The organism is Kribbella sp. NPDC004875 (assembly GCF_042873375.1).
Taxonomy (GTDB): domain Bacteria; phylum Actinomycetota; class Actinomycetes; order Propionibacteriales; family Kribbellaceae; genus Kribbella.
In genome coordinates, this window is the sequence record NZ_JBIALI010000006.1 from 69,077 (window position 1) to 90,560 (window position 21,484).

General features: G+C 68.1%; 23 protein-coding genes. 18 read left to right on the forward strand and 5 right to left on the reverse strand.

All coding sequences use genetic code 11. The features are described from left to right. Positions 1-66: 66 nt before the first annotated feature. The 8 genes from ACFYRH_RS30820 (at position 67) to ACFYRH_RS30855 (ending at position 7,018) form a co-directional block, all read left to right on the forward strand. Entirely contained in the window at positions 67-1,269 is a 1,203-nt protein-coding gene (locus ACFYRH_RS30820) for a cytochrome P450 (protein ID WP_387782675.1), read from the forward strand. Then, positions 1,269-1,922 carry a TetR/AcrR family transcriptional regulator gene (locus ACFYRH_RS30825; protein WP_387782677.1) on the forward strand — a complete coding sequence of 218 codons (654 nt, stop codon included), beginning with the start codon at positions 1,269-1,271 and terminating at the stop codon, positions 1,920-1,922. Before ACFYRH_RS30820 ends, ACFYRH_RS30825 begins: the two co-directional genes overlap by 1 nt. After that, entirely contained in the window at positions 1,919-3,061 is a 1,143-nt protein-coding gene (locus ACFYRH_RS30830) for an NAD(P)/FAD-dependent oxidoreductase (protein ID WP_387782678.1), read from the forward strand. The genes ACFYRH_RS30825 and ACFYRH_RS30830 overlap by 4 nt, the downstream gene beginning before the upstream one ends. A gap of 30 nt (positions 3,062-3,091) precedes the next feature. Beyond that, complete coding sequence (locus tag ACFYRH_RS30835) at positions 3,092-4,291, forward strand: cytochrome P450 (protein ID WP_387782680.1); 1,200 nt, start codon at positions 3,092-3,094, stop codon at positions 4,289-4,291. 11 nt (positions 4,292-4,302) lie between these two features. After that, positions 4,303-4,497: a ferredoxin gene (locus ACFYRH_RS30840; protein WP_387782682.1), complete on the forward strand. Its 195-nt coding sequence runs from the start codon at positions 4,303-4,305 to the stop codon at positions 4,495-4,497. Between the two features lie 39 nt (positions 4,498-4,536). After that, on the forward strand, positions 4,537-4,884 hold the full coding sequence (locus ACFYRH_RS30845) for a VOC family protein (RefSeq protein ID WP_387782684.1): 348 nt from the start codon (positions 4,537-4,539) through the stop codon (positions 4,882-4,884). Beyond that, a complete protein-coding gene (locus ACFYRH_RS30850; RefSeq protein ID WP_387782685.1) occupies positions 4,874-5,998 on the forward strand; it encodes an epoxide hydrolase family protein in 1,125 nt (374 codons plus the stop codon). Before ACFYRH_RS30845 ends, ACFYRH_RS30850 begins: the two co-directional genes overlap by 11 nt. A 528-nt stretch (positions 5,999-6,526) precedes the next feature. Next, the gene (locus ACFYRH_RS30855; RefSeq protein ID WP_387782687.1) at positions 6,527-7,018 is read left to right on the forward strand and encodes a winged helix-turn-helix transcriptional regulator; all 492 of its coding nucleotides are present in this window, start codon (positions 6,527-6,529) and stop codon (positions 7,016-7,018) included. 3 nt (positions 7,019-7,021) lie between these two features. Here the strand turns inward: ACFYRH_RS30855 and ACFYRH_RS30860 are convergent, their stop codons facing one another. Then, on the reverse strand, positions 7,022-7,900 hold the full coding sequence (locus tag ACFYRH_RS30860) for a helix-turn-helix domain-containing protein (RefSeq protein ID WP_387782689.1): 879 nt from the start codon (positions 7,898-7,900) through the stop codon (positions 7,022-7,024). 166 nt (positions 7,901-8,066) lie between these two features. Here ACFYRH_RS30860 and ACFYRH_RS30865 point away from each other — a divergent pair, with 166 nt between their 5' ends. Continuing rightward, on the forward strand, positions 8,067-8,897 hold the full coding sequence (locus ACFYRH_RS30865) for an SAM-dependent methyltransferase (protein WP_387782691.1): 831 nt from the start codon (positions 8,067-8,069) through the stop codon (positions 8,895-8,897). 72 nt (positions 8,898-8,969) lie between these two features. On the opposite strand, the gene ACFYRH_RS30870 is transcribed toward ACFYRH_RS30865, so the two are convergent. Beyond that, on the reverse strand, positions 8,970-10,046 hold the full coding sequence (locus ACFYRH_RS30870) for a ricin-type beta-trefoil lectin domain protein (protein WP_387782693.1): 1,077 nt from the start codon (positions 10,044-10,046) through the stop codon (positions 8,970-8,972). 107 nt (positions 10,047-10,153) lie between these two features. Further along, positions 10,154-10,711, reverse strand: coding sequence for a helix-turn-helix domain-containing protein (locus ACFYRH_RS30875; RefSeq protein ID WP_387782695.1), 558 nt, complete (start codon positions 10,709-10,711; stop codon positions 10,154-10,156). A gap of 70 nt (positions 10,712-10,781) precedes the next feature. Between ACFYRH_RS30875 and ACFYRH_RS30880 the strand changes: the two genes are divergently transcribed. The 6 genes from ACFYRH_RS30880 (at position 10,782) to ACFYRH_RS30905 (ending at position 14,968) form a co-directional block, all read left to right on the forward strand. After that, positions 10,782-11,471 carry an AzlC family ABC transporter permease gene (locus ACFYRH_RS30880; protein WP_387782697.1) on the forward strand — a complete coding sequence of 230 codons (690 nt, stop codon included), beginning with the start codon at positions 10,782-10,784 and terminating at the stop codon, positions 11,469-11,471. After that, positions 11,468-11,791 carry an AzlD domain-containing protein gene (locus tag ACFYRH_RS30885; protein WP_387782699.1) on the forward strand — a complete coding sequence of 108 codons (324 nt, stop codon included), beginning with the start codon at positions 11,468-11,470 and terminating at the stop codon, positions 11,789-11,791. The genes ACFYRH_RS30880 and ACFYRH_RS30885 overlap by 4 nt, the downstream gene beginning before the upstream one ends. Positions 11,792-11,893: 102 nt before the next feature. Beyond that, positions 11,894-12,562 carry a hypothetical protein gene (locus ACFYRH_RS30890; protein ID WP_387782701.1) on the forward strand — a complete coding sequence of 223 codons (669 nt, stop codon included), beginning with the start codon at positions 11,894-11,896 and terminating at the stop codon, positions 12,560-12,562. 5 nt (positions 12,563-12,567) lie between these two features. Further along, positions 12,568-13,269, forward strand: coding sequence for a tyrosine-protein phosphatase (locus ACFYRH_RS30895; RefSeq protein ID WP_387782703.1), 702 nt, complete (start codon positions 12,568-12,570; stop codon positions 13,267-13,269). A 42-nt stretch (positions 13,270-13,311) separates the two neighbouring features. Next, positions 13,312-14,211, forward strand: coding sequence for an ABC transporter permease (locus ACFYRH_RS30900; protein WP_387782704.1), 900 nt, complete (start codon positions 13,312-13,314; stop codon positions 14,209-14,211). After that, positions 14,204-14,968 carry an ABC transporter ATP-binding protein gene (locus ACFYRH_RS30905; protein WP_387782706.1) on the forward strand — a complete coding sequence of 255 codons (765 nt, stop codon included), beginning with the start codon at positions 14,204-14,206 and terminating at the stop codon, positions 14,966-14,968. The genes ACFYRH_RS30900 and ACFYRH_RS30905 overlap by 8 nt, the downstream gene beginning before the upstream one ends. A gap of 12 nt (positions 14,969-14,980) precedes the next feature. On the opposite strand, the gene ACFYRH_RS30910 is transcribed toward ACFYRH_RS30905, so the two are convergent. Continuing rightward, positions 14,981-15,985 (reverse strand): glycosyltransferase family 2 protein, encoded by a 1,005-nt coding sequence (locus ACFYRH_RS30910; RefSeq protein ID WP_387782708.1) that lies wholly within the window; start codon positions 15,983-15,985, stop codon positions 14,981-14,983. Positions 15,986-15,991: 6 nt separating this feature from the next. Further along, on the reverse strand, positions 15,992-17,623 hold the full coding sequence (locus tag ACFYRH_RS30915) for an LCP family protein (protein WP_387782710.1): 1,632 nt from the start codon (positions 17,621-17,623) through the stop codon (positions 15,992-15,994). 122 nt (positions 17,624-17,745) lie between these two features. On the opposite strand from ACFYRH_RS30915, the gene ACFYRH_RS30920 reads away from it, so the two are divergent. From ACFYRH_RS30920 to ACFYRH_RS30930, 3 genes are all read left to right on the forward strand, one after another. Then, entirely contained in the window at positions 17,746-18,576 is an 831-nt protein-coding gene (locus ACFYRH_RS30920) for a serine protease (RefSeq protein WP_387782712.1), read from the forward strand. 161 nt (positions 18,577-18,737) lie between these two features. Beyond that, positions 18,738-20,825: a spermidine synthase gene (locus ACFYRH_RS30925; protein WP_387782713.1), complete on the forward strand. Its 2,088-nt coding sequence runs from the start codon at positions 18,738-18,740 to the stop codon at positions 20,823-20,825. After that, positions 20,822-21,454, forward strand: a complete 633-nt coding sequence (locus ACFYRH_RS30930) for a class I SAM-dependent methyltransferase (RefSeq protein WP_387782715.1) — start codon at positions 20,822-20,824, stop codon at positions 21,452-21,454. Before ACFYRH_RS30925 ends, ACFYRH_RS30930 begins: the two co-directional genes overlap by 4 nt. Positions 21,455-21,484 lie beyond the last annotated feature (30 nt).

The window sequence follows — 21,484 nt, forward strand, 5'->3', positions numbered from 1 at the left end:
CAGGCAGTTGACTTAAACAAGTGGACGAGGGAAGCTGGAGAAGAAACCACACGGAGGTGATGGCCTGTGACCGATAGTGATCAGATCGTCGACTACCCGCTCCCGCCCGTCGATGCGATCGAACCGCCCCCTGAGTGGGAAGAGCTCCGCCGGCAGTGCCCGGTGGCCCACGTCCGGTTGCCCAGCGGCGACCAGGCCGCCTTGCTGACCCGGTACGACGATGTCCGCCAGGTGCTGTCCGACGCGAGGTTCGCCCGGACCGCGGAGGGAGCGGCACGGGTCTCGGCGGAAGGCGCGGGCGTCTTCGACCGGCGGCGCCCCGGCGTACCGCAGTCGGGGGACGGGCACCAGCGGTGGCGGCGGATGATCACCAAGTGGTTCACGGCCAAGCGGATGGCGGCGTTGCGGCCGTCGATCGAGGCGATGGCGGACCAACTCGTCGACGAGATGGTCGAGCACGGGCATCCCGCCGATCTGAAGGCGAGCCTCGGTTTCCCACTGCCCGTCTGGGTGATCTGCGAGCTGCTCGGCGTACCGGCCTCGGATCGGGAGCGGTTCTCCTACTGGTCCGACACGTTCCTGAACCTGAATCGCTACTCGGCGGCCGACATGGAAGCCGCGCAGGCCGACTTCACGGCGTACATGAGTGGTCATGTCGAGGCCAAGCGCGCGAACCCCGGGACCGATCTGCTGAGCGACCTGATCACCGGCACCGACTCGGCAGGTGAGCGGCTGAGCGACGAGGCGCTGGTGTCGACCGGCATGGGCCTGCTGATCGCCGGCCACGAGACCACCACGAACATGATCGGCAAGATGATGGCGATGCTGCTCGCCGACCGCGACCGCTGGGAGCAGCTGCTCGCCGACCCGGCCCTGGTCCGCACCGCCGTCGAGGAGACCTTGCGGTACGACGCCAACGCGGGTTTCGGAATGATGCGGTACGTCACCGAGGAACTCGAGCTCACCGACGGCATCCTGCCCGCGGGGACGACCGCGATCTGCAGCATGGCCTCGGCGAACCGTGACGAGCGGATCTTCGACGACGCCGGCGCGATGGACCTGAGTCGCAGCCCGAACGTGCACCTGGCGTTCGGCGCCGGGCCGCACTCCTGCATCGGCCAGTCGCTGGCGCGGACCGAACTGCGGGTCGTTCTGGAAGTCTTGCTGCGTCGATTGCCGACGTTGGCGCTGGCAGTGCCGGCGGCCGAGCTGCCGCTCGTCGAAGGGCTGCTCGTCGGTGGGCTGCGGGAGGTAAGGGTGATCTGGTGATGATGGCGAAGACGGTGAACTCAGGCAGGTCGGCGCGGGTGAATGCCACCCGGGACCTGATCATGGAGACGGCGGAGCGGATGTTCGCCGAGCGCGGTGTGCACGAGGTGTCGAACCGGCAGATCAGCGAGGCCGCCGGTCAGGGGAACAACACCGCGGTCGGGTACCACTTCGGGACCAAGACCGACCTGGTCCGGGAGATCGTCCGCAAGCACGCGGTGCCGGTCGAGGAGCGGCGCCGCGAGCTGCTCGCCGAGCTCGGCGCCGAGCCCGACGTGCGGGACTACGTGACGGTCCTGGTCCGGTCGGCGACCGACCACATGAGCAGCCTCGGTCCGCCGAGCTGGCTCGCGCGGTTCAGTGCGCAACTGATGTACGACCCGTCGCTGCGCGAGATCCAGCTGCGGGAGTCGATGAACTCGCCGACGCTGCGGCAGGTCGTCGACGGTCTCGGCGAGCATCTCGCGGAGCTGCCGCCGGCAGTCCGGATGGAGCGTGGCGACATGGCCCGGCACCTGATCATCCAGATGACCGCCGAGTTCGAGCGGGCGATCGCGGACGGTACGCCGACCGCCCGGGCGACCTGGCAGGAGATGGCCGACGGGTTGATCGACGGGATCGTCGGGCTGCTGACCGCGCCGGTGACTGCATGAGCGTCCTCGTGGTGGGCGCGTCCGCGGCCGGATTGACGACCGTCGAAGCCTTGCGCCGCAAGGGGTTCCGGGAGCCGATCACGGTGCTCGGCGCGGAGTGGCACCCGCCGTACGACCGGCCGCCGCTGTCCAAGCAGTTTCTCTGTGGTGACTGGGATGCCGGGCGGACGCAGCTGCGTCCGGAGGCGATGTTGTCGGCGCTGGAGGCCGAGTTCGTCCTCGGTGACTCCGCCGTCGCGCTCGACGTCGAGCGCAAGTCGGTACAGACCGCGGCGGGCCGTTCGCTGTCGGCCGATGCGGTGGTGATCGCGACCGGGCTGACACCGCGCAGGCTTCCTGGGCCCGGCCTCGAGGGCGTGCATGTGGTGCGGACGCTCGACGACGCCGCTGCGCTGCGCGCGGACCTGGTGGCAGGCGCGCGAGTGGTCGTGGTCGGAGACGGTGTGCTCGGCGCCGAGATCGCCGCGACAGTCCGCAAGCTCGGTCTGACCGTCACGATGGCAGGTCCGCAGGCGGTGCCGTTGGAGAGCCAACTCGGTCCGGTGGTCGGTGGCTTGCTCGCCGAGTTGCATGTGAGCGAAGGCGTTGACCTCCGGCTCGGTACGGCGGTGTCCGGGCTGACGGACGTGGACGGCCGAGTGAGCGGCGTACGGCTGGCTGATGGTGAGGTGCTGCCTGCGGACGTCGTGGTCGTGGCGTTGGGTGCTGTACCCGCAACCGAGTGGTTGGAGGGAAGCGGGCTCCGCCTCGGCAACGGTGTGGTGTGCGACGAGTTCTGCCGCGCGGCGGACGGAATCTACGCGGCCGGCGATGTCGCGCTCTGGCAGTACGGCGACTCCCTGATCCGGTTGGAGAATCGGACCAACGCGACCGAACAGGCGATCTGCGTCGCGGCCAACATCCTCGGCGAGCCGCAGCCGTACCGCCCGATCCCGTACTTCTGGACCGACCAGTTCGCGGTGAAGCTGCAGCTGCACGGCCGCCCGTCGGCGGACGCCGAGGTGATCGTTGTCGAAGGCAACATCACTCACCGGCGGTTCGTCGCGCACTACCGCCGCGACGACCGCGTCACCGCGGTACTCGGCTGGAACATGCCGAAACAGACCCGCCTGCACCGGGAGCACCTGGTGCGCGCGTAACTCGAATACCTCTCTGGGGAAGGAATTCGGATGACTACTCCGGTGTATCCGATGGCCCGGGCCACGGGCTGTCCGTTCGATCCGCCGCCGCAGTTGCGTGAACTGCAGGCCGAAGCGCCGCTGGTGAAGGTGCAGGTCTTCGACAGCACCGCGTGGCTGGTGACCCGGTACGACGATCAGCGCAAGCTGCTCGCCGATCCGCGGGTGAGTTCCGACGTCGACAAACCGGGCTACCCGAACACGGTCGCACGCGCCCTGCCGACCGGTGAGGACGCGGGGATCGGGTTCATCCTGATGGACGACCCGGAGCACGCACGGCTGCGGCGGATGGTCACCGCGCCGTTCATGATCAAGCGGGTCGAGGCGATGCGGCCACAGGTACAGGAGATCGTCGACGGTCTGATCGACGACCTGCTCGCCGGACCGAAGCCGGTCGACCTGGTCGAGGCGTTCGCGCTGCCCGTGCCGTCCCTGGTGATCTGCCGGCTGCTCGGCGTCCCGTACGACGACCACGACTTCTTCCAGCAGAACAGCCGCATCCTGATCCGCACCAGCGCCTCGGTCGAGGACCGGACCGAAGCCCGCAACAATATCGGCCGGTACCTGAACGACCTGATGGGCGAGAAGCTGGAGAACCCGAAGGACGATCTGCTGTCCGGGCTGGCGGAGCGGATCAAGGCCGGTGAACTGACCCGCCGGGACGCGGCGGGCATCGGCGTACTGCTGCTGATCGCCGGGCACGAGACCACCGCGAACATGATCGCCCTCGGCACTCTCGCGCTGTTGGAGCATCCCGAACAGCTCGCCGTGCTGCGGGAGACCGAGGACCCGAAGGTGGTGGCGGGTGCCGTCGAGGAACTGCTCCGGTACCTGAACATCACCCACACCGGCCGCCGTCGCGCAGTGCTCGAGGACATCGAACTGCACGGGCAGGTGATCAAGGCCGGTGAGGGCGTGATCTTCCCGAACGACATCGGCAACCGCGATCCGTCGGTGTTCGAGGATCCGGACACCCTCGACGTACGCCGGGACGCGCGCCGGCACGTGGCGTTCGGGTTCGGCGTCCACCAGTGCCTCGGGCAACCGTTGGCGCGGATGGAACTGCAGGTCGTTTACAACACGCTGTACCGCCGCATCCCGACGCTACGGCGCGCCGTACCGCTGGAGGAGATCCCGTTCAAGCACGACGGCGCGGTGTACGGCGTCTACTCGCTTCCCGTCACCTGGTGAAAGGACAAGCCATGAAGATCACCGTCGACCAGGACAAGTGCGTCGCCTCCGGCCAGTGCGTCACGGCGGCCGCCGACGTGTTCGACCAGCGTGACGAGGACGGCGTCGTCGTGCTCCTCACCGACGACCCGCCGGAGGAGTTGGCCGCCGACATCCACCAGGCCGCCGCGGTCTGCCCCGCGCTGGCCATCGTCGTCGAGGACTGAGCTCGGCTCAGGACAGTAGCGGACAGTAGAGTGCTGTAGATGATCAACGGAGCGCATGTGATCATCTACAGCACCGACGCCGAGGCGGATCGCGCGTTCTTCTCCGACGTGCTGGAGTATCCGTCGGTGGATGCCGGCCACGGCTGGCTGATCTTCAAGCTGCCGCCGGCCGAGGTCGCGGTGCATCCGGCGGAGAGCGGCTCGCACGAGTTGTTGCTGATGTGCGACGACCTCGAGCAGACGATGACGGACCTCACCGCGCGCGGCGTGGAGTTCGTGCGGCCGGTGCAGCGGCAGCGGTGGGGTGTACTGACCGCGTTCAGGTTGCCGGGTGGTGGCGAGGTCGGGCTGTACGAACCGCTGCACGAGCGGGCACATGATCTCTGAGTTCCGGATCGCGGTCCCGGCCGCGGAACTCGAGGACCTCCGTACGCGGCTCCGGCGGACTCGTTGGCCTCGCCAATTACCTGGTGCCGGCTGGGACCGCGGGGTGCCGGTCGGCTACCTGCGCGGTGCCGCCGAGCGGTGGCACGACTACGACTGGCGGGTGTGGGAAACGCGGTTGAACGCGTTTCCGCAGTTCACCACCGACATCGACGGGCAGACCGTGCATTTCCTGCACGTTCGGTCGCCGGAACCGGATGCGTTGCCGTTGGTCCTGACGCACGGCTGGCCTGGTTCGGTGGCGGAGTTCCTCGACGTACTCGGGCCGTTGACCGACCCCGCGGCGTACGGCGGCAACCCGCGCGACGCGTTTCACGTGGTGGCGCCGTCGGTGCCAGGGCACGGGTTCTCGGTGCCGTTGACGGCCGGCTGGGACCACGAGCGGATCGCCCGCGCCTGGGTCGAGCTGATGCATCGTCTCGGCTATGAGCGGTACGGCGCGCAAGGTGGTGACACGGGATCGGTGGTGTCGCCGCTGGTCGGACAGTTCGATCCGGATCACGTGGTCGGCGTGCACATCAACGGCGGACTGGCGTACCCGGAGCTTCAGCCGGGTGACGTCGACCAGCTCGACGAGGTGGAGCGGGAGCGTCTCGCCGTGGCCGAGCGGCTGCGCGCGGTCGGGACGGGGTACGCCGACCTGCAAGGCACCCGCCCGCAGACGGTCTCGTACGGGTTGAGTGACTCACCGGCCGGTCAGCTCGCGTGGATCCTGGAGAAGTTCTGGGAGTGGACCGATCCGGACCGCGAACTTCCCGAGGATGCCGTCGTCCTCGACCACTTGCTGACCGACGTCTCGATCTACTGGTTCACCAACACCAGCGCGACGTCGGCGAACCTGTACTACGAGAACCGCGGCGTCGCCGACCGTATTCGGCCGGGCGTACCGACCGGTGTCGCGGTGTTTCCGACGGATCCGGCGATCCGTCGGGTGCTAGAACGCCGGCACCGCATCGTCCACTGGTCGGAGTTCGGGCGCGGTGGTCACTTCGCCGCACTGGAGGCTCCCGACCTGCTCGTCGGCGACATCCGCGCGTTCTTCCGGCTGGTCCGGTAACCGGGCGGGCGCGACGAACGTGAGCAGCGTGCCGTCGCGTTCGACGGTCGCGTCCGGCCAGCGGCGGCGGACCATCCGGAGCGAACGTTCGTTGGCGGCACTGACGACGAACAGGAAATGTGTCGCGCCGGCAGCGATCGCATCCGCGGCGGCGATCGACAGCATCCGGATCCCGAGTCCGCGGCGCTGGTCGGCCTCGCCGATCACAGCGGCCAGCTCAGCCGTCGACGCGCCCGGCGCCCAGGCCCACATCGAGTGCCCCACGATGCGCTCGTCGCGGGTCGCGACGAAGGCCGCGCCGCTCGGGCACAGCATCCGCAGCAGCAGTGCCGGCCGGGGCGGATTCCCGATCGCGGTCTGGAACCGGAAGTAGCGGCTGAGGTCCGTCAGCCCGGTCAGCATGCAGGCCAGCTCGTCCGCGTCGGGTTCACCGGCACGGCGGACGAGCGGCGGTCTCGCCTGAGTCTGGTTCACGGATTCAGCGTTGCCTGCTTGGCTGAGTCTGTCAAGCGGACTTATCCTGATCTCATGAGTACGGCAGTGAACGAGCAGGTGCCCGAGGCGATGCGGTGGTCCACGGAGAACTGCACGATCTCCCGGACGATGGAGATCCTCGGTGACAAGTGGACCTTTCACGTCCTCCGCGAGGTCTTCGTGGGTGTCCGCCGCTTCGAGGACATCCGGGCCCGCGCCGGCATCCCGCGCCAGATGCTCACCGAGCGGCTCGCCGCGCTGATCGAGCGCGGCCTGATCCGCCGCCATCCGTACCGGCTGCCAGGCCAGCGCGAACGTTCGGAGTACCGGCTGACCGAGGCTGGTATGGACCTCTACCCGGTGCTGGTGGCGATGATCCAGTGGGCCGACCAGTACTTGCCGCTCGATTCCGGACCGCCGATCGAACCGCGGCATCGCGGTGACTGCGGCGAACGTGTCACCGTCGTCCTGCAGTGCGAGGGCGGGCACGAACCGGCGCCGCGCGAGGTCGCCTTCCGTCCCGGGCCGGGCGCCCAGCTGCGGTAGGCCTCAGGCCTCGAGGTTCGCGATCGCCTTACGGAGCAGGGATTCGGTCTCGCGGGGCTGGGCCGCGGTGATCGAGACGGCGTCCATCGTGACGACGTAGGTGTCGAGTTCCTCGCGCTTGTCCAGATAGACGGCGCTGGTCAGGTGCTCGATGTAGACGATGTCGGGAAGGTCGCCGTCGTTGAAACGCAGCAGCGTGAACGCGCCGCCGGTCGCGGTGTAACCGCCCTTGTCGAACGGGATGATCTGCAGCGTCACGTTGTGCCGCCGGGAGGCCTCGATCAGGAACTCCAGTTGGGCTTTCAGGATCGCGGGGCTGCCGATCGGACGTCGCAGTACCGCCTCGTCGACGACCGCCCACAGGCGCGCCGGCCGCTGCCGGGTGAGCACCTCCTGGCGGCTCATCCGCAGCGAGACCAAACGGTTGATCTCTTCGCTGGACAACGGTGCGTCCTGCTGTCCGAGCTTGACGACGGCCCGCGCGTACTCCGGGGTCTGCAGCAAGCCGGGGACGAACTGCAACTCGAACGTACGGATCAGGTCGGCCGCCATCTCCAGGCCGAGATAGGAGTGGAACCACTGCGGCGTGAGGTCGTCGTACCGCTGCCACCAGCCCGGGTTGTTCGCCTCGCGGGCCAGGTTCAGCAGGCGGTCGCGCTCTTCGGTGTCGTCGAGTTTGTACAGCGTCAGCAGGTCGTCGACGTCGCGCACCTTGAAGCCGACCCGGCCGAGCTCGAGCCGGCTGATCTTCGACTCCGAACCACGGATCGCCCAGCCCGCGTCCGTGCGGGACACGCCCGCGGCCTCGCGGAGGCGGCGCAGGTGTACGCCGAGCATGATGCGCAGGGCGGTCGGGCCGCCGTACGCCCCCGGCTCGGTCACCTCTTCGCCTCCCAGCAGCAGTGGTTCGGTGTGCAGCAGTTGATCATTCCATAACGGACCGTGAACGTGTCCATACCGCACCCACCGACACGATGTGTTCAGTGCGCCGTACTCTCGGTAGAGTCGGTCGCACAGACTTCCCGATCACTCTCTGCGAGGTTCACCGATGGTCGATGCTGCCAATGCACCCAGTTCGATCCCGGTCGGCGTCGACACCAGCCGGGCCAGTATCGCCCGGGTGTACGACGCCTTCCTGGGCGGCAAGGACAACTTCGAGGTCGACCGCGAGGTACTGCGTGGGGTCCAGGCCGCCGCGCCGCAGGCCCAGGACCTCGCCTGGTCGAACCGGAACTTCCTGATTCGCGCCTGCCGATTCCTGGCCGGCCAGGCGGGTATCACGCAGTACCTCGACTGTGGGTCCGGTCTGCCCACCGCCGAGAACACCCACCAGGTCGTGCAGCGGATCCAGCCCGAGGCCAAGGTGCTCTACATCGACAACGACCCGGTGGTGCTCGCGCACGGCCGCGCGTTGCTCGAGGAGAACGAGAACACGCTGTTCGTCAGCGCCGACATCTTCGATCCGGACGAGGTGCTGAGCAAGCCCGAGGTGCGTGACTTCCTCGACTTCAGCCAGCCGATCGCCGTGATGCAGGCCGGCACGCTGCACCACTACATCGGCACCGAGGGCGCGCAGATCATGCAGAAGTACGTCGACGCGGTGGTGCCCGGGTCGTACACGGCGATTTCGCACTTCTACGACCCGGAGACTCCGGAGCACACCAAGGTCGCCCAGAGGATGGAGGAGAAGTTCATCCACAGCCCGATGGGTAGCGGCAGGTTCCGCACCCGCGCGGAACTGATGGAGTTCTTCCCCGGTCAGGAGCTCGTCGCCCCGGGCCTGGTGCTCTGCGACGACTGGTGGCCGGACGGCCCGCGGCTCAAGCCGCTCAACCAGGTCGAGGAGTGCATCGTCGGCGCGGTCGGCCGCAAGCTCTGACCGCTCACTCGCTCAGCGGGCGCCCGGGATCCGTCCCGGGCGCCCGCTGTGTTTTCAGGAACGTCCGTGCTTTCAGAACGTCCAGCGCTGTCCGGCCGAGTTGTTGCAGGTGGCAACGGTTACCGGATTTCCCAGGGCAGCGGGTGCGGTCAGGCAGCGACCGCCGGACCGGACGGTGCCGTCACCGGGCAGGCTCCACTGCTGGTTGGTGCCGCCGTGGCAGCTGTACAGGATGACGGCGCCGGCCTGCGTGGCGCTCGCGTCCAGACAACCGAACTGCGCGTGGAACGTGGTGTTCTCGGCGTGCACCCAGTTCTGGTTGTCGCCGCCGGTGCAGCTGTAGAGCAGGACCGTCGTACCGTCGGTTCCGGAGACGTCGAGGCAACCGCCGCTGCCCCGGATGTCACCGGACGCGGAGTTGCCGATGCCGTTCTCCTGGACGGCCGTCGATCCGTTCAGCGTGACCTTGCTGTCCGCGGCGCAGCCCGTGCTGACCGAGCTGCCGGTGAAGTGCGCGGTGAGGCTACCGCTCGTCGGTGCGTTCATCGTCAGCTTCGAGTACGGCTCGTCGTCGCAGGTCGCCTTGTCGTTGTTCCAGTCGAAGTACTCGGTCCAGCTGACCATGCCCGACGTACTGATCGTGTTCCCGGCGCCGGTCTGCAGGCTGCCGAGTTTGAACGACGTACCGGCGGTGAGGTCGCGGACGGTCACGCCGTACCAGCCGCTGCCTTCACTGGCGACGGCGAACGCGTAGGCGTGGCCGGGGGTGGGGGCCTGGTCGAGGCGGCAACTACCTCCGGTGCCGTCCTCCTGGAACTGGATGCAGTAGGTTCCGGCATCGCCGGCCTTCCAGGCGGTGGAGTTCCACAGCGAGTACAGGAACATTCCGCCGCCGTCGCGGTGGGTCTGCATGCCGGTGTACCCGCCGACGTCGCCGCCGGTGAAGCTGAACTGGTTGGACCAGTAGACGTTCGCGCGACCGGGGGCGTTGTTGATCGTCATCCGGAACTCGGCCTGGGTGAGCGAGGCGGTGTCGAACGTGTAGTTCACGTAGGTGCCGGGCGTGACGCCGGTCGCGGACGCGCTGCCGGGGATCAGCGCGGCGGCGAGGCCGAGCAGGGCACAGAGCACTAAGGACTTGAGTCTCATCGGGGGTGCTACCTCCAAGCGAAGCGGGCGGTACTTCGACTTCGAGAGCTCTCATCGACGATGATGCGCAGAGCTGCGCGTAGATGTCCAGAGGTGAGCGGTTAACGTTACACATGCTCGGAAACGAGCGTCGCCGCTGTGCCTTCCTCGAGCGCCTGGAAGATGTGCGGGAGGTCGCCCGGGTAGGCGATGTAGTCACCCGGCCGCAGTTCGACGGGCTCGTCGGCCGGGCCGACCAAGGCGCGGCCGGAGCCGAGGACGACGTGTTCGACGACGCCCGGCATGTGCGGCTCGGACTTCCGGCCGGGGCCGGGAGAGGCGACGATCCGGTAGATGTCGCGGCGGGCGTTCGGTGGGCTCGAGGCGACCAGGGTGGCGCTGTACTCCGCCTGGTCGGAGTAGATCGCCGGCCCCTCGCCGGCCCGGATGACCTGGACTTTGGGCCGCGGCGGATCGAGCAGCGCCGCGAACGGGGTGTCGAGTGCAACGGCCAACGCCCACAGCGTTTCGACGCTCGGGTTGCCGGTGCCGGACTCGAGCTGCGACAGCGTGGACTTCGCGACACCCGCTCGCTTCGCGACCTCGGTCAACGACAGTCCGGCGCGTGCCCGGTGCCTGCGCAGGGACGCCGCGATCACGTCGAGTGGTGCTCGGTTGCTGTCCACAGGCTGTTCGCTCCATCGGTCTGGTTGTTCGGCTTGACGAACAAGCAGTGCGCTGTTCATCATAGTGCCCATGCGTTCGATCTGGCGAACACTCGGTCGGGGACTCGCCCGCGACATCGGTCTGGTCTGCCTGGCCGACGGTGTCGTGGGGCTCTCGTACGGCGCGATCAGCGTCGGCGGCGGGCTGCCGCTGTGGGTGCCGATCCTGTTGTCGATCGTGGTTTTCGCCGGCGCCTCGCAGTTCCTGTTCGTCGGGATCGTGGCGGCCGGCGGGAGCCCGATCGCGGCGATGATCGCGGGTCTGCTGGTGAACACCCGGCACGTCCCGTTCGGCCTGGCGGTCAGCGACGTGATCGGTGGTGGCTGGCGGCGCTGGGCCGGCAGCCACGTGATGACCGACGAGAACGTGGCGTTCGCGATGGGACAGGACGACCTCCGGCAGAAGCGGGCGGCGTACTGGGCCGGCGGGATCGGCATCTTCGTCTGCTGGAACATCGGCGTCGTGATCGGCGGACTGGCCGGCTCGGTCATCACCGACACCGACGTGTTCGGTCTGGACGCCGCGTTCCCGGCGGTCCTGCTGGCGCTGGTCCTGCCGTCCCTCCGCGACAAATCGACGCGTACGGCGGCGCTCGTCGGTGTCGTGATCGCCTTGGCTGCAACGCCTCTCCTGCCGGCCGGCCTGCCTGTTCTGCTCGCCTTGGCCGGTCTGCTGTTCTACCGAGCCGGTAAGCCCGCCCTCGAGGAGGTGGCCCGATGAACAACACGCCGCTGATGCTGGTCGGCATTGGAGTGCTTGCCGTGGGGACCTTTTCGTTGCGCTTCGCCGGGCCCGCGCTGCGGAGTCGCTTCGAGGTGCCGGAACGGGCCCAGCGACTACTTGCCGCGGCTGCGATCGTCCTGCTCACCGCGCTGGTCGCCACGTCCGCGCTGACCGACGGACACGGCCCGGCGGGGATCGCACGACCGGCCGGCGTACTGGTCGGGGGCGTGCTGGCCTGGCGGAAAGCGCCATTCGTGCTGGTGGTCGTGGCCGCTGCGGCCACCGCAGCCGTCCTGCGCCTGCTCGGCGTACCGTAGCTGGCGGGCTGTTGGGCCGATGACGGGTTGTAGTACGTCAGCGGTAACATAACCCGGCAGCGAGAGCGAGTTGGTCGTCCCCGCAACGGATAGCGTGCGGGTATGAGCATGCAGCCTGGACCGGCGCCTACGAAGTCGATCCTGCCCAAGATCGCCATCGCCTGCTTCGTCGTCGGTGCGATCGTGACCGGTTTCTTCGTCTGGCGGATCGTCGACACGGCGCCGCACAGGCCGCAGCCGATCGAGTCCGGACAGGTCGAGCTGAAAGAGGAAGGACTGACGATCTACGCGTCGGTCCCGGTGCTCGCCCCGCCGTGCAAGGCGCAGGATGCGAACGGTAACGACGTACCGCTGAAGCGGCCGGGCGGGTCGGAGACCATCACGATCAACGGCGACACCTGGTACGTCGTCGCGCGGTCGGAGCAGACCGTACCGGCCGGGACCTACAGCATCTCGTGCACCGACGACGAGACGAGCGCGACGTACGCCGCCGGGCCGAAGTCGTCGGTCGTGAGCTTCGTGCTGTCGATCCTCGGCGCGGTCTTCTCGCTGCTGATCTTCATCGGACTCGGCGCGACGTTGCTGATCGTCGGCGCGGTCCGGAAGAACCGTCGCAACCGCCCGAGCCAAACCTTCCCGACCCAACCGGGTGCCCCAGGCAACTACCCCCAGCCCGGTCATCCGCCGCAGCAGCCGCCGTCGAACCACACCTTCCCGGCGCCGCCGCCGTACAACCCGGGGCCGAATCCGGACCGGCCGCAGGACCGGTGACCGGGATGGACCTCGACTGGCCGGGCTGCCGCAACGTCCGGGACGTCGGCGGACTGCCGACCGCGGACGGACGGGCGATCCGCTCGGGGGTGCTGATCCGCGCCGACAGCCTGGGCTACCTGAACGACGACGGCATCGCAGCGGTCCGCCGCTCCGGCGTGACGCGCATCCTCGACCTGCGCGGCGACGCCGAGGTCGCGCAGTTCCCGACACCGTTCACCGGTACGCCGCTGGCGGTGCGGCAGACGCTGCAGGACCCGGCCGACCCGGACCACGGGCAGCCGACGATCGTGGCGGCGTGCACCTGGATGCTGGACCGGCGGCCCGAGTTGTTCGCGGCCGCGGTGAAGGCGATCGCGGACGAGCCCGACGGTGCGGTCGTCGTGCACTGTCACGGCGGCAAGGACCGGACCGGCATGGTCGTGGCGCTGGCGTTGAGTGTGGCCGGCGTACCGGAGCAGGAGATCGTCGCCGACTACTTCCGCACGCAGTCGCGGCTGGCGGCCTGGCTGGCGGAGCAGTTGGCCGACGAGCCGGACACGTCGAAGCATCCGGAGCTGCTCGAGTTCCGCGAGACGCGGGCGGAGTCGATCGTCGCGATCCTGCGGCACCTGGACACGAAGTACGGCGGACCGGAGGCATACCTGCGGCACGGTGGTCTGAACGACACCGATCTCAGCAAGCTGAGAGCCCGCTTAGTGGCCTGACCTGCGTCACCCGGGCGTCACGGAGCGCAGTACATTAACGCAATGCCGACCGCCGCAGAGCAGACCGGGACGACAGATCCCACGGAGCTTGCAGGGCTGGCCGAACGCTACGGACTCTCCAAGAGCTCGATCCGCCCGCCGCTCGGCTCGTACCTTCGCGAGCTGTGGAGCCGTCGCCAGTTCGTCGTCAGCTATGCCACCGCGCGCACCTACGCCATGTACGCCGGAGCCCGCCTGGGCTCGATCTGGCAGGTACTGACACCGCTGCTGAACGCGGCGGTCTACTACCTCGCCTTCGGCGTCCTGCTCGGGACCAAGAACGGGATCGACAACTACGTCGCGTTCCTGCTCAGCGGGATCTTCGTGTTCACCTTCACCCAGCGCTGCATGACCGAGGGGTCCCGCTCGCTGGCGCTGAACATGTCCCTGATCCGCACCCTGCACTTCCCGCGGGCGACGCTGCCGCTCGCCTACGTGCTGAACGAGCTGAACCAGATGCTGGTCTCGCTCGCGATCCTGTTCGTGGTCGTGGGGTTCACCGACGGACCGGCCTGGCGCTGGTTCCTCGTCGTACCGGCGATGCTGCTGCAGGTGATGTTCAACATCGGGATCACGTTGGTGTTCGCGCGGATCGGGACGTTCGTCTCCGACATCACCCAGCTGTTGCCGTTCGTCACCCGGACCTGGCTGTACGCGTCCGGCATCTTCTTCTCGCTGCCGGCCAAGCTGACCCAGCTCGACGCGCCGCCCTGGGTGACCCAGGTGCTCGCGTTCAACCCGATCTCGGCGTACATCGACATCGTCCGGCGGTCGCTGCTGCAGGAACACAAGGCGAACGAGCTGCCGCACGCCTGGACGATCGCGATCGTCTGGTCGGTCGTGATGCTGGTCGGCGGCTTCTGGTACTTCTGGCGGGCGGAGGACCGTTATGGCCGTGGCTGATCTCGGGGCCGAACCGACGGTCATCGCCGACCGCCTGGACATCATCTACAAGGTGATCGCCGGCCAGGGCGGCAAGGGTACGGCGGCGACCGCGCTGCGGCGGATCGTGAAACGCCAGGACCGGCCGACGATCCGTGAGGTGCACGCGGTCAAGAACGTCACGTTCACGGCGTACAAGGGCGACGCGATCGGCGTGATCGGGCGCAACGGTTCCGGCAAGTCGACGATGCTGCGGGCCATCGCCGGCCTGCTGCCACCGGCCGCCGGCGCGGTCTACACCGGTGGGCGCCCGTCGCTGCTCGGCGTCAACGCCGCGATGATGAACGACCTGACCGGCGACCGGAACGTGGTGCTCGGCTGTCTCGCGATGGGCATGTCCCCGGCCGAGATCGACCGCCGGTACGACGAGATCGTCGAGTTCTCCGGGATCGGGGACTTCATCGACCTGCCGATGTCGACGTACTCGTCCGGGATGGCGGCGCGGCTGAAGTTCGCGATCGCCTCGGCGAAGACGCACGACATCCTGCTCGTGGACGAGGCGCTGGCCACCGGTGACGCCGAGTTCCGGGTCCGGTCGGAGCGGAAGATCAAGGAGCTCCGGGACCAGGCCGGGACGGTGTTCCTGGTCAGCCACAGCCTGGACGTGGTGCAGGAGACCTGCAACCGCGCGCTGTGGCTGGACAGCGGCGTGCTGAAGCTCGACGGGCCGGTCGACGAGGTCGTCGCGGCGTACATCAAGGCGACCCGGGCCGGCTAGCCCAGGTCGGGCCTAGACGGCCTTCGGCTTTTCGCGGAGGCCGATCAGGAAGCCGAGACCCCACGAGACATGCATGGTCGCGCAGACCAGCGGGAGCCAGGCAAGCGCCTTCCAGGGCAGGTAGCGGCCCTCCATCGCCGAGCCGAAGATCAGCAGCACGGCATAGCCGAGCGGCGCCAGGAAGCCGATGTCGAGCCAGCTGATGCCGGTGGCCAGGCCGACGATGCCGAGGATCGTGCCGACGGCCAGCGCGATCACCGCGACCGGGGGCGCCAGGTACCGCTTGCTGGCGGTCTCCGGGTGCCGGCGAATCACCTCGCGGCGCCACTGACCGGTGTGGAAGAACTGCTTGGCCACCGCGGACAGCGACGAGCGCGGCCGGTAGGTGACCGAGAGGTCCGGGCTGAACCAGATCAGGCCGCCGGTCTTGCGGATCCGGTAGTTCAGCTCCCAGTCCTGGGCCCGGTGCATGGTCTCGTCGAATCCGCCGACCCGCTCCAGCGCGGCCCGCCGGAACACTCCGAGGTACACGGTGTCGGCCGGTCCGGCCTTGCCACCCTGGTGGAACGTCGACGCGCCCAGCCCGAGCCGGGAGCGGTACGCGCACGCGACCGCCATCTCGGTCGGCGTCCGTCCCTCGGCGGCCATCACGCCGCCGACGTTGTCCGCACCGCTCTCCTCCAGCACCTCGACCGCGCGGGTGATGTACCCGTCGGTGAGTGCGCCGTGTCCGTCAACCCGGACCAGGATGTCGTGCTTGGCGTGCGCGATCCCTACGTTCAGCGCGGCCGGGGTCTTGCCGGTCGGGTTCGGGACGATGCTGATCCGGTGGTCCTTCTCGGCCAGCTTGTCCGCGATCTCCTCGGTCCGGTCCTTGCCCGGCCCGATCGCCAGCACGACTTCGAGCTCACCCGGGTAGTCCTGGTCGAGGACGCGCCCGACCGCCTCCTCGAGGTGGCGTTCCTCGTTCAGCACGGGCATCACGACGGACACGGGTGGCCAGTGGGACAGCGGCATATCAGGTCAGGCCTTACAGATCGATGCGACGTCGTCGACGCCGGTGGCGGGTGTGGTCGGTGAGGTGGTCGGCTTCTTGGTACTGCCGGTACTCGGCTTCTTCGTGGTGGAACTGCTCGGGTGCTTCGTGGCGGTACTACTCGGAGTGTTCGAGGTCTTACCGTCTCCTCCCGAGCCGCCCTTGTCCAGTTGTTCGGACTTCGCGATCGCTTCCGCGACCTTGGTGCGGATCAGCGCGAAGTCCGGATCGCCGGTGTGGATCAACGGCGGGACCGCGGAGAAGCTTGACACCGGCAGCTTCTTCGCGTCCAGCGCGAGGTCGGTGAAGGTGCCCAGCTCACTGGCCGGAATGCTGGTCTTGACCACTTCCTTGCTGGCCGAGGCGATGCCCTGGAACTTGGTCAGCACGGTCGACGGGGACAGCTGGTTCAGCATCGCGGACATCACGCACTTCTGCCGGGCCATCCGCTCGTAGTCCGAGGACTCGGCCCGGGATCGGGCGAACCACAGCGCGTGGTACCCGTCCAGGTGCTGGTTCTTGCCGGCCTCGATGTAGCCCTTGATCGGCGAACTGCCGCCACCGATCGGGACCCGCTTGCCGATGTCCAGGGTGATCCCGCCGACCGCGTTCAGCAGGTCGCGAAAGCCCGCCAGGTCGATCAGCACGTAGTAGTTGATCTTCAGCCCGGTGACCGCCTCGATGGCCTGGGTGGTCGCGGTCTCACCCGGGTTCGGGTCGCCCGGGAACAGGTTCTTGTGGTTCGCGGCGTAGGTGTAGACCGCGTTCAGCAGGCACTCGGCGCCGCAGTTCTTCCACTTGAAGCCGTCCGGGAACTGCTTCGCCATCGCCGTACCGGCCGGGAACGGGACCTTGGCCAGGTTCCGCGGCAGGCCGATCAGGACCGTGCGGCCGGTGTCGGCATCGATGCTGGCCACCGTCATGCTGTCCGGGCGGGTGCCGATCCGGTCCGCGCCGGAGTCACCACCCATCAGCAGCACGTTGTAGCGGCCCTTCTCGGCCTTCGAGGTCTTCCCGCTGCCGAACACGCTGGCGACGAAGTCGCGCTGGGTGTTCACGATCACACTGGCGTAGATCAGGGCGCCGACGACCACGAAGATCATCACGCCGTCCAGGATGCTGGTGGTCAGCCGGTGGTTGCGCTCCAGCATCAGCGGCTGGCCGAGCCGGTAGGCGTCGACGAACAGCGCTGCCCAGCCGATCGCGAGCAGGATCAGCAGCACCTGGACGATCCGCAGCGTTCCCGGCCGGACCAGGATGTTGATCGTGCCGGACCGCCAGATCAGGCCGAGCAGCACGAAGAAGATGATGATCGCGATCAAGCCGGCGACCACCCGCCAGACCCAGCGGCCGGCCTTGCGGCTGCCCGCGACGATCTGCGCCGAGCCCGGCAGGAACAGCGTCATCAGCAAAAGGGTCAGCGCCCGCTTGAACCGGACCGGCTCGCGGAGATTGCGCAGGTCTGGCTTCTCCTGCGGCATGACGTCCTTCCGTAATCCATCCGGGGCGGCTGCTGCCGACCGTACCTTGTCGTTCCTCATCGACTGGTACGACGTGCCGGGGTAGGCGATGGTTCGGGACCGGGCGGATCCGGAGACGAAGAGTAGCAGCCTCCTCACGCAGCGCAGGAAAACCCGTGCAATGCCCCTGTGGACAGCCGGATTCACACAGTTGTGATGGAGACCGGCCAACGGATGCGTTACGAAGTCCTGCAAGCACAAACAGTGAGGAAACCGCCGCCATGAAACTCCTGCGTACGCTCCTGGCTGCCTCCACGGTCGCAGCCACCACCCTGCTCGGCGTCACGTCCGCCCATGCGGCCCCCGGCGCCGACTTCACCGGCATCGCCGCCCTCAGCAACTGTTCCGCCTCCCTCGTCCGGTACGCCGAATCGGTGGACACCGACAAGGCTCTGGTACTCACCAACGGGCATTGCTACGAGGGCGGGTTCCTGCAGCCCGGCCAGGTACTCGTGAACAAGGCGTCGACGCGCTCGATCACGTTGCTCAAGCCGGATGCGAGCCGGGCCGGCACGGTCCGCGCCGACAAGATCCTGTTCGGCACGATGACCAAGACCGACATGATCGTCTACGAGGTGAACGAGACCTACGCGTCGATCAAGAGCCGCCTGAACGTCACCCCGCTGACGCTGGCCAAGCAGGCGCCGGCGGACGGCACCGGCCTGGCGGTCGTGTCCGGTTACTGGCAGCGCATCTACACCTGCTCGGTACAGGCCACGATCCCGCAGCTCCGCGAGGGCGACTGGACCTGGCAGAACTCGATCAAGTACCAGCAGCCCGGCTGCGAGACGATCGGCGGTACGTCGGGTTCGCCCGTCGTCAGCACGTCCACCGGTGAGGTGATCGGGATCAACAACACCGGCAACGAAGACGGCGAGCAGTGCACGGTGAACAACCCGTGCGAGGTGGACGCCGACGGCAACGTCACGGTCGAGAAGGGTGCGGCGTACGGACAGCAGACCTGGTGGCTCTACACCTGCCTGACCGCGAACCGCACCATCGACCTGAACCAGTCCGGCTGTGAGCTCCCGAAACCGGCCCGCCGGCACTGACACCTCCCCGCCCCATTTGAGGGGTTAACCGCCCAGGTCGTCCGTTCGCCCTCCGCATGAGGCCAGGGAAACCGGCACGCCTGGTGGTTAACCCCTCAAACGGCGGGGAGGGGGTTGTGTGGTGTGACGTGGAGCACGCGCGTCCGGTAACGTCCCCCCGCATGGCAGTCGACTCCGCAACTGACCACGTCCCGACAACCAGTTGGCCGAGCCCGTTCGGAGTACGGACGCGGTTGATCGCGTCCAGTGCGCTGATGCTGTTCACCGAGCTCGCGCTGATTCGCTGGACCGGCTCTAACGTGGTCCACCTGAGCTACTTCTCGAACTTCGTACTGCTCGGCTCGTTCCTCGGCATCGGGATCGGAGTACTCCGGTCCGGCCGGGCGAAACGGTTGCCGTACTACTCGCCGATCATGCTGGGCCTGCTGGTCCTGGTGATCGCCTGGAAGCCGGTGACGGTCAACCGCGGCAGTTCGTCGAGCGTCATCTACTTCACCAGCCTGAACACCACCGGCCCGCCGGTCTGGGTGATCCTGCCGATCATCTTCATCGCCGCGGCGGTGGTGCTGGCCGGTCCGGCCGAACTCGTCGGCCGCTGTTTCTCCGAGCTGCCCCGACTCACGGCGTACCGCTTCGACCTGGTCGGGAGCCTGATCGGGATCGCGGCCTTCACCGGGCTGTCGTTCCTGGGGGCGCCGCCGATCTGGTGGGGCCTGATCGTCACCGTGGTCTTCGCGGCACTGCTGATCCCACGGACCGCGACGGCGCCCGGTCGGCGTCTGGTCGCCCTCGGCGTGAGTTCCGCGCTCGTGCTGTCACCGCTGATCGTCATGCTCGGCGTGTTGTTCCACGAATCGACGCGGCCGCAGAACAGCTGGTCGCCGTACTACAAGGTGCAGACGAAGCAGTACACCTGGGAAGGTGTGCCGCTGCTGACCATCACGGTCAACGGCGTACCGCACCAGCAGGCGATCCCGGCCGACGCGCGGCTGCAGTGGGAGCCGCAGTACGGCCTGCCGTACGAGCGGGCGAACACCGGCAAGACCCCGAAGAACGTGCTGATCATCGGCGCCGGATCGGGATCGGATGTCGCGATCGCGCTGAAGAAGGGCGCGACGCATGTGGACGCGGTCGAGATCGACCCGCGGATCCGGGACCTCGGCAAGCAGCTGCACCCGGACCGTCCGTACCAGGACCCGCGGGTGACGTCGCACATCGACGACGGCCGGGCGTTCCTGTCCCGGACGAACAAGAAGTACGACATGATCCTGCTCGCGCTGCCGGACTCGCTGACGCTGGTGAACGGCGCGAGCTCGCTGCGGCTGGAGAGCTACCTGTTCACCCAGCAGGCGTTCGAGTCCGCACGCGACCACCTGAACCCGGGTGGCGCCTTCGCGATGTACAACTACTACCGCGAGACCTGGCTGATCGACCGGCTCGCCTCGACGGCGCAGGCGGCCTTCGGGCACAAGCCGTGTGTGGACAAGATCGGTGACGGCCTGCAGCAGGCGGTGGTGACCGTCGGCCTGACCGAGCAGGACCAGACCTGTGCGGCCGAGTGGCCGGGCCCGTCCGCGATCACGCCGCCGCCCGCCACCGACAACCGGCCGTTCCTCTACCTGTTCACCGACCGGATCCCGAGTCTGTACCTGATCACGCTCGGGCTGGTCCTGGTCGCGGGTCTCGTCGGCGTCGCGATCGCCGGCGGTGGAGCGTCGTACAAGCGGATGCGCCCGTACGCCGACCTGTTCCTGCTCGGCGCCGGCTTCATGTTGCTCGAGACCAAGAGCATCACCGGGTTCGCGCTGCTCTTCGGTACGACGTGGGTGGTCAACGCGATCGTGTTCGCGGGCGTGCTGGTGGCGGTGCTGGCCGCGGTCGAAGTGACGAGGCGGTTCAAGACACCACCGATCAAGGTGATGTTCGCGGTGCTGTTCGGCGGGCTGGCGCTGTCGTGGGTGTTCCCCGACAGCTGGCTGCTCGGGATGCCGGTCGGCCTGCGCGCGATCGTGGCGGTGCTGATCGCGTTCCTGCCGATCTTCGCCGCGAACGTGATCTTCGCGAAGCGGTTCACCGACACCGCCGACGGTACGGCGTCCTTCGGGGCGAACCTGCTCGGCGCGATGCTCGGCGGCTGCCTCGAGTACGCGGCCCTGATCATCGGCTTCCACGGCCTGCTGATCATCGCGGCGCTCCTGTACGCCGGAGCGTTCCTCCTCACGCCGAAGGTCAGAACAGCACTCCGATGAGCGATCTCGGTGACTACTACCGCAAGCGGGCCGGTGAGTACGACGCGGTCTACGAGAAGCCGGAACGGCAGGAGGACCTGGCGCGTCTGCGGGCCCTCCTGCCGCCGCTGGTCAGCGGCCGGTCCGTGCTGGAAGTTGCCGCAGGCACCGGTTACTGGACGAAGGCGCTCGCCACCACCGCCCGGTCGGTGGTGGCGACCGACCTGAACGACGAGACGCTGGCCGTGGCGCGGACCCGTACGTACGGTCCGGCCGAGGTGCGGTTCCAGACCGCCGATGCGTACGACCTCGGTGCGGTCGAGGGCCGGTTCGACGCGATCTTCGCCGGGTTCTTCTGGTCGCACGTGCTGCGCGCCGACGTACGGCGGTTCGCGGACGGGCTGCTGAACCGGGTCGAGCCGGGCGGTGTGGTGATCCTCGCCGACAACCGGTACGTCGAGGGCAGCAACTACCCGATCACCCGGACGGCGGCCACCGGTGACACCTACCAGAACCGGCAACTGGCGGACGGGCGGGCGTTCGAGGTACTGAAGAACTTCCCGACCCGGGAACAGTTCACCGCCGATGTCGCGCCGCGCGAGGTCGAGTGGACCGAGCTGGCTTACTTCTGGCTGGCAACCGTCTGCTAGTTGGTACGGAATCGGCCCGTTTGCGGGGGC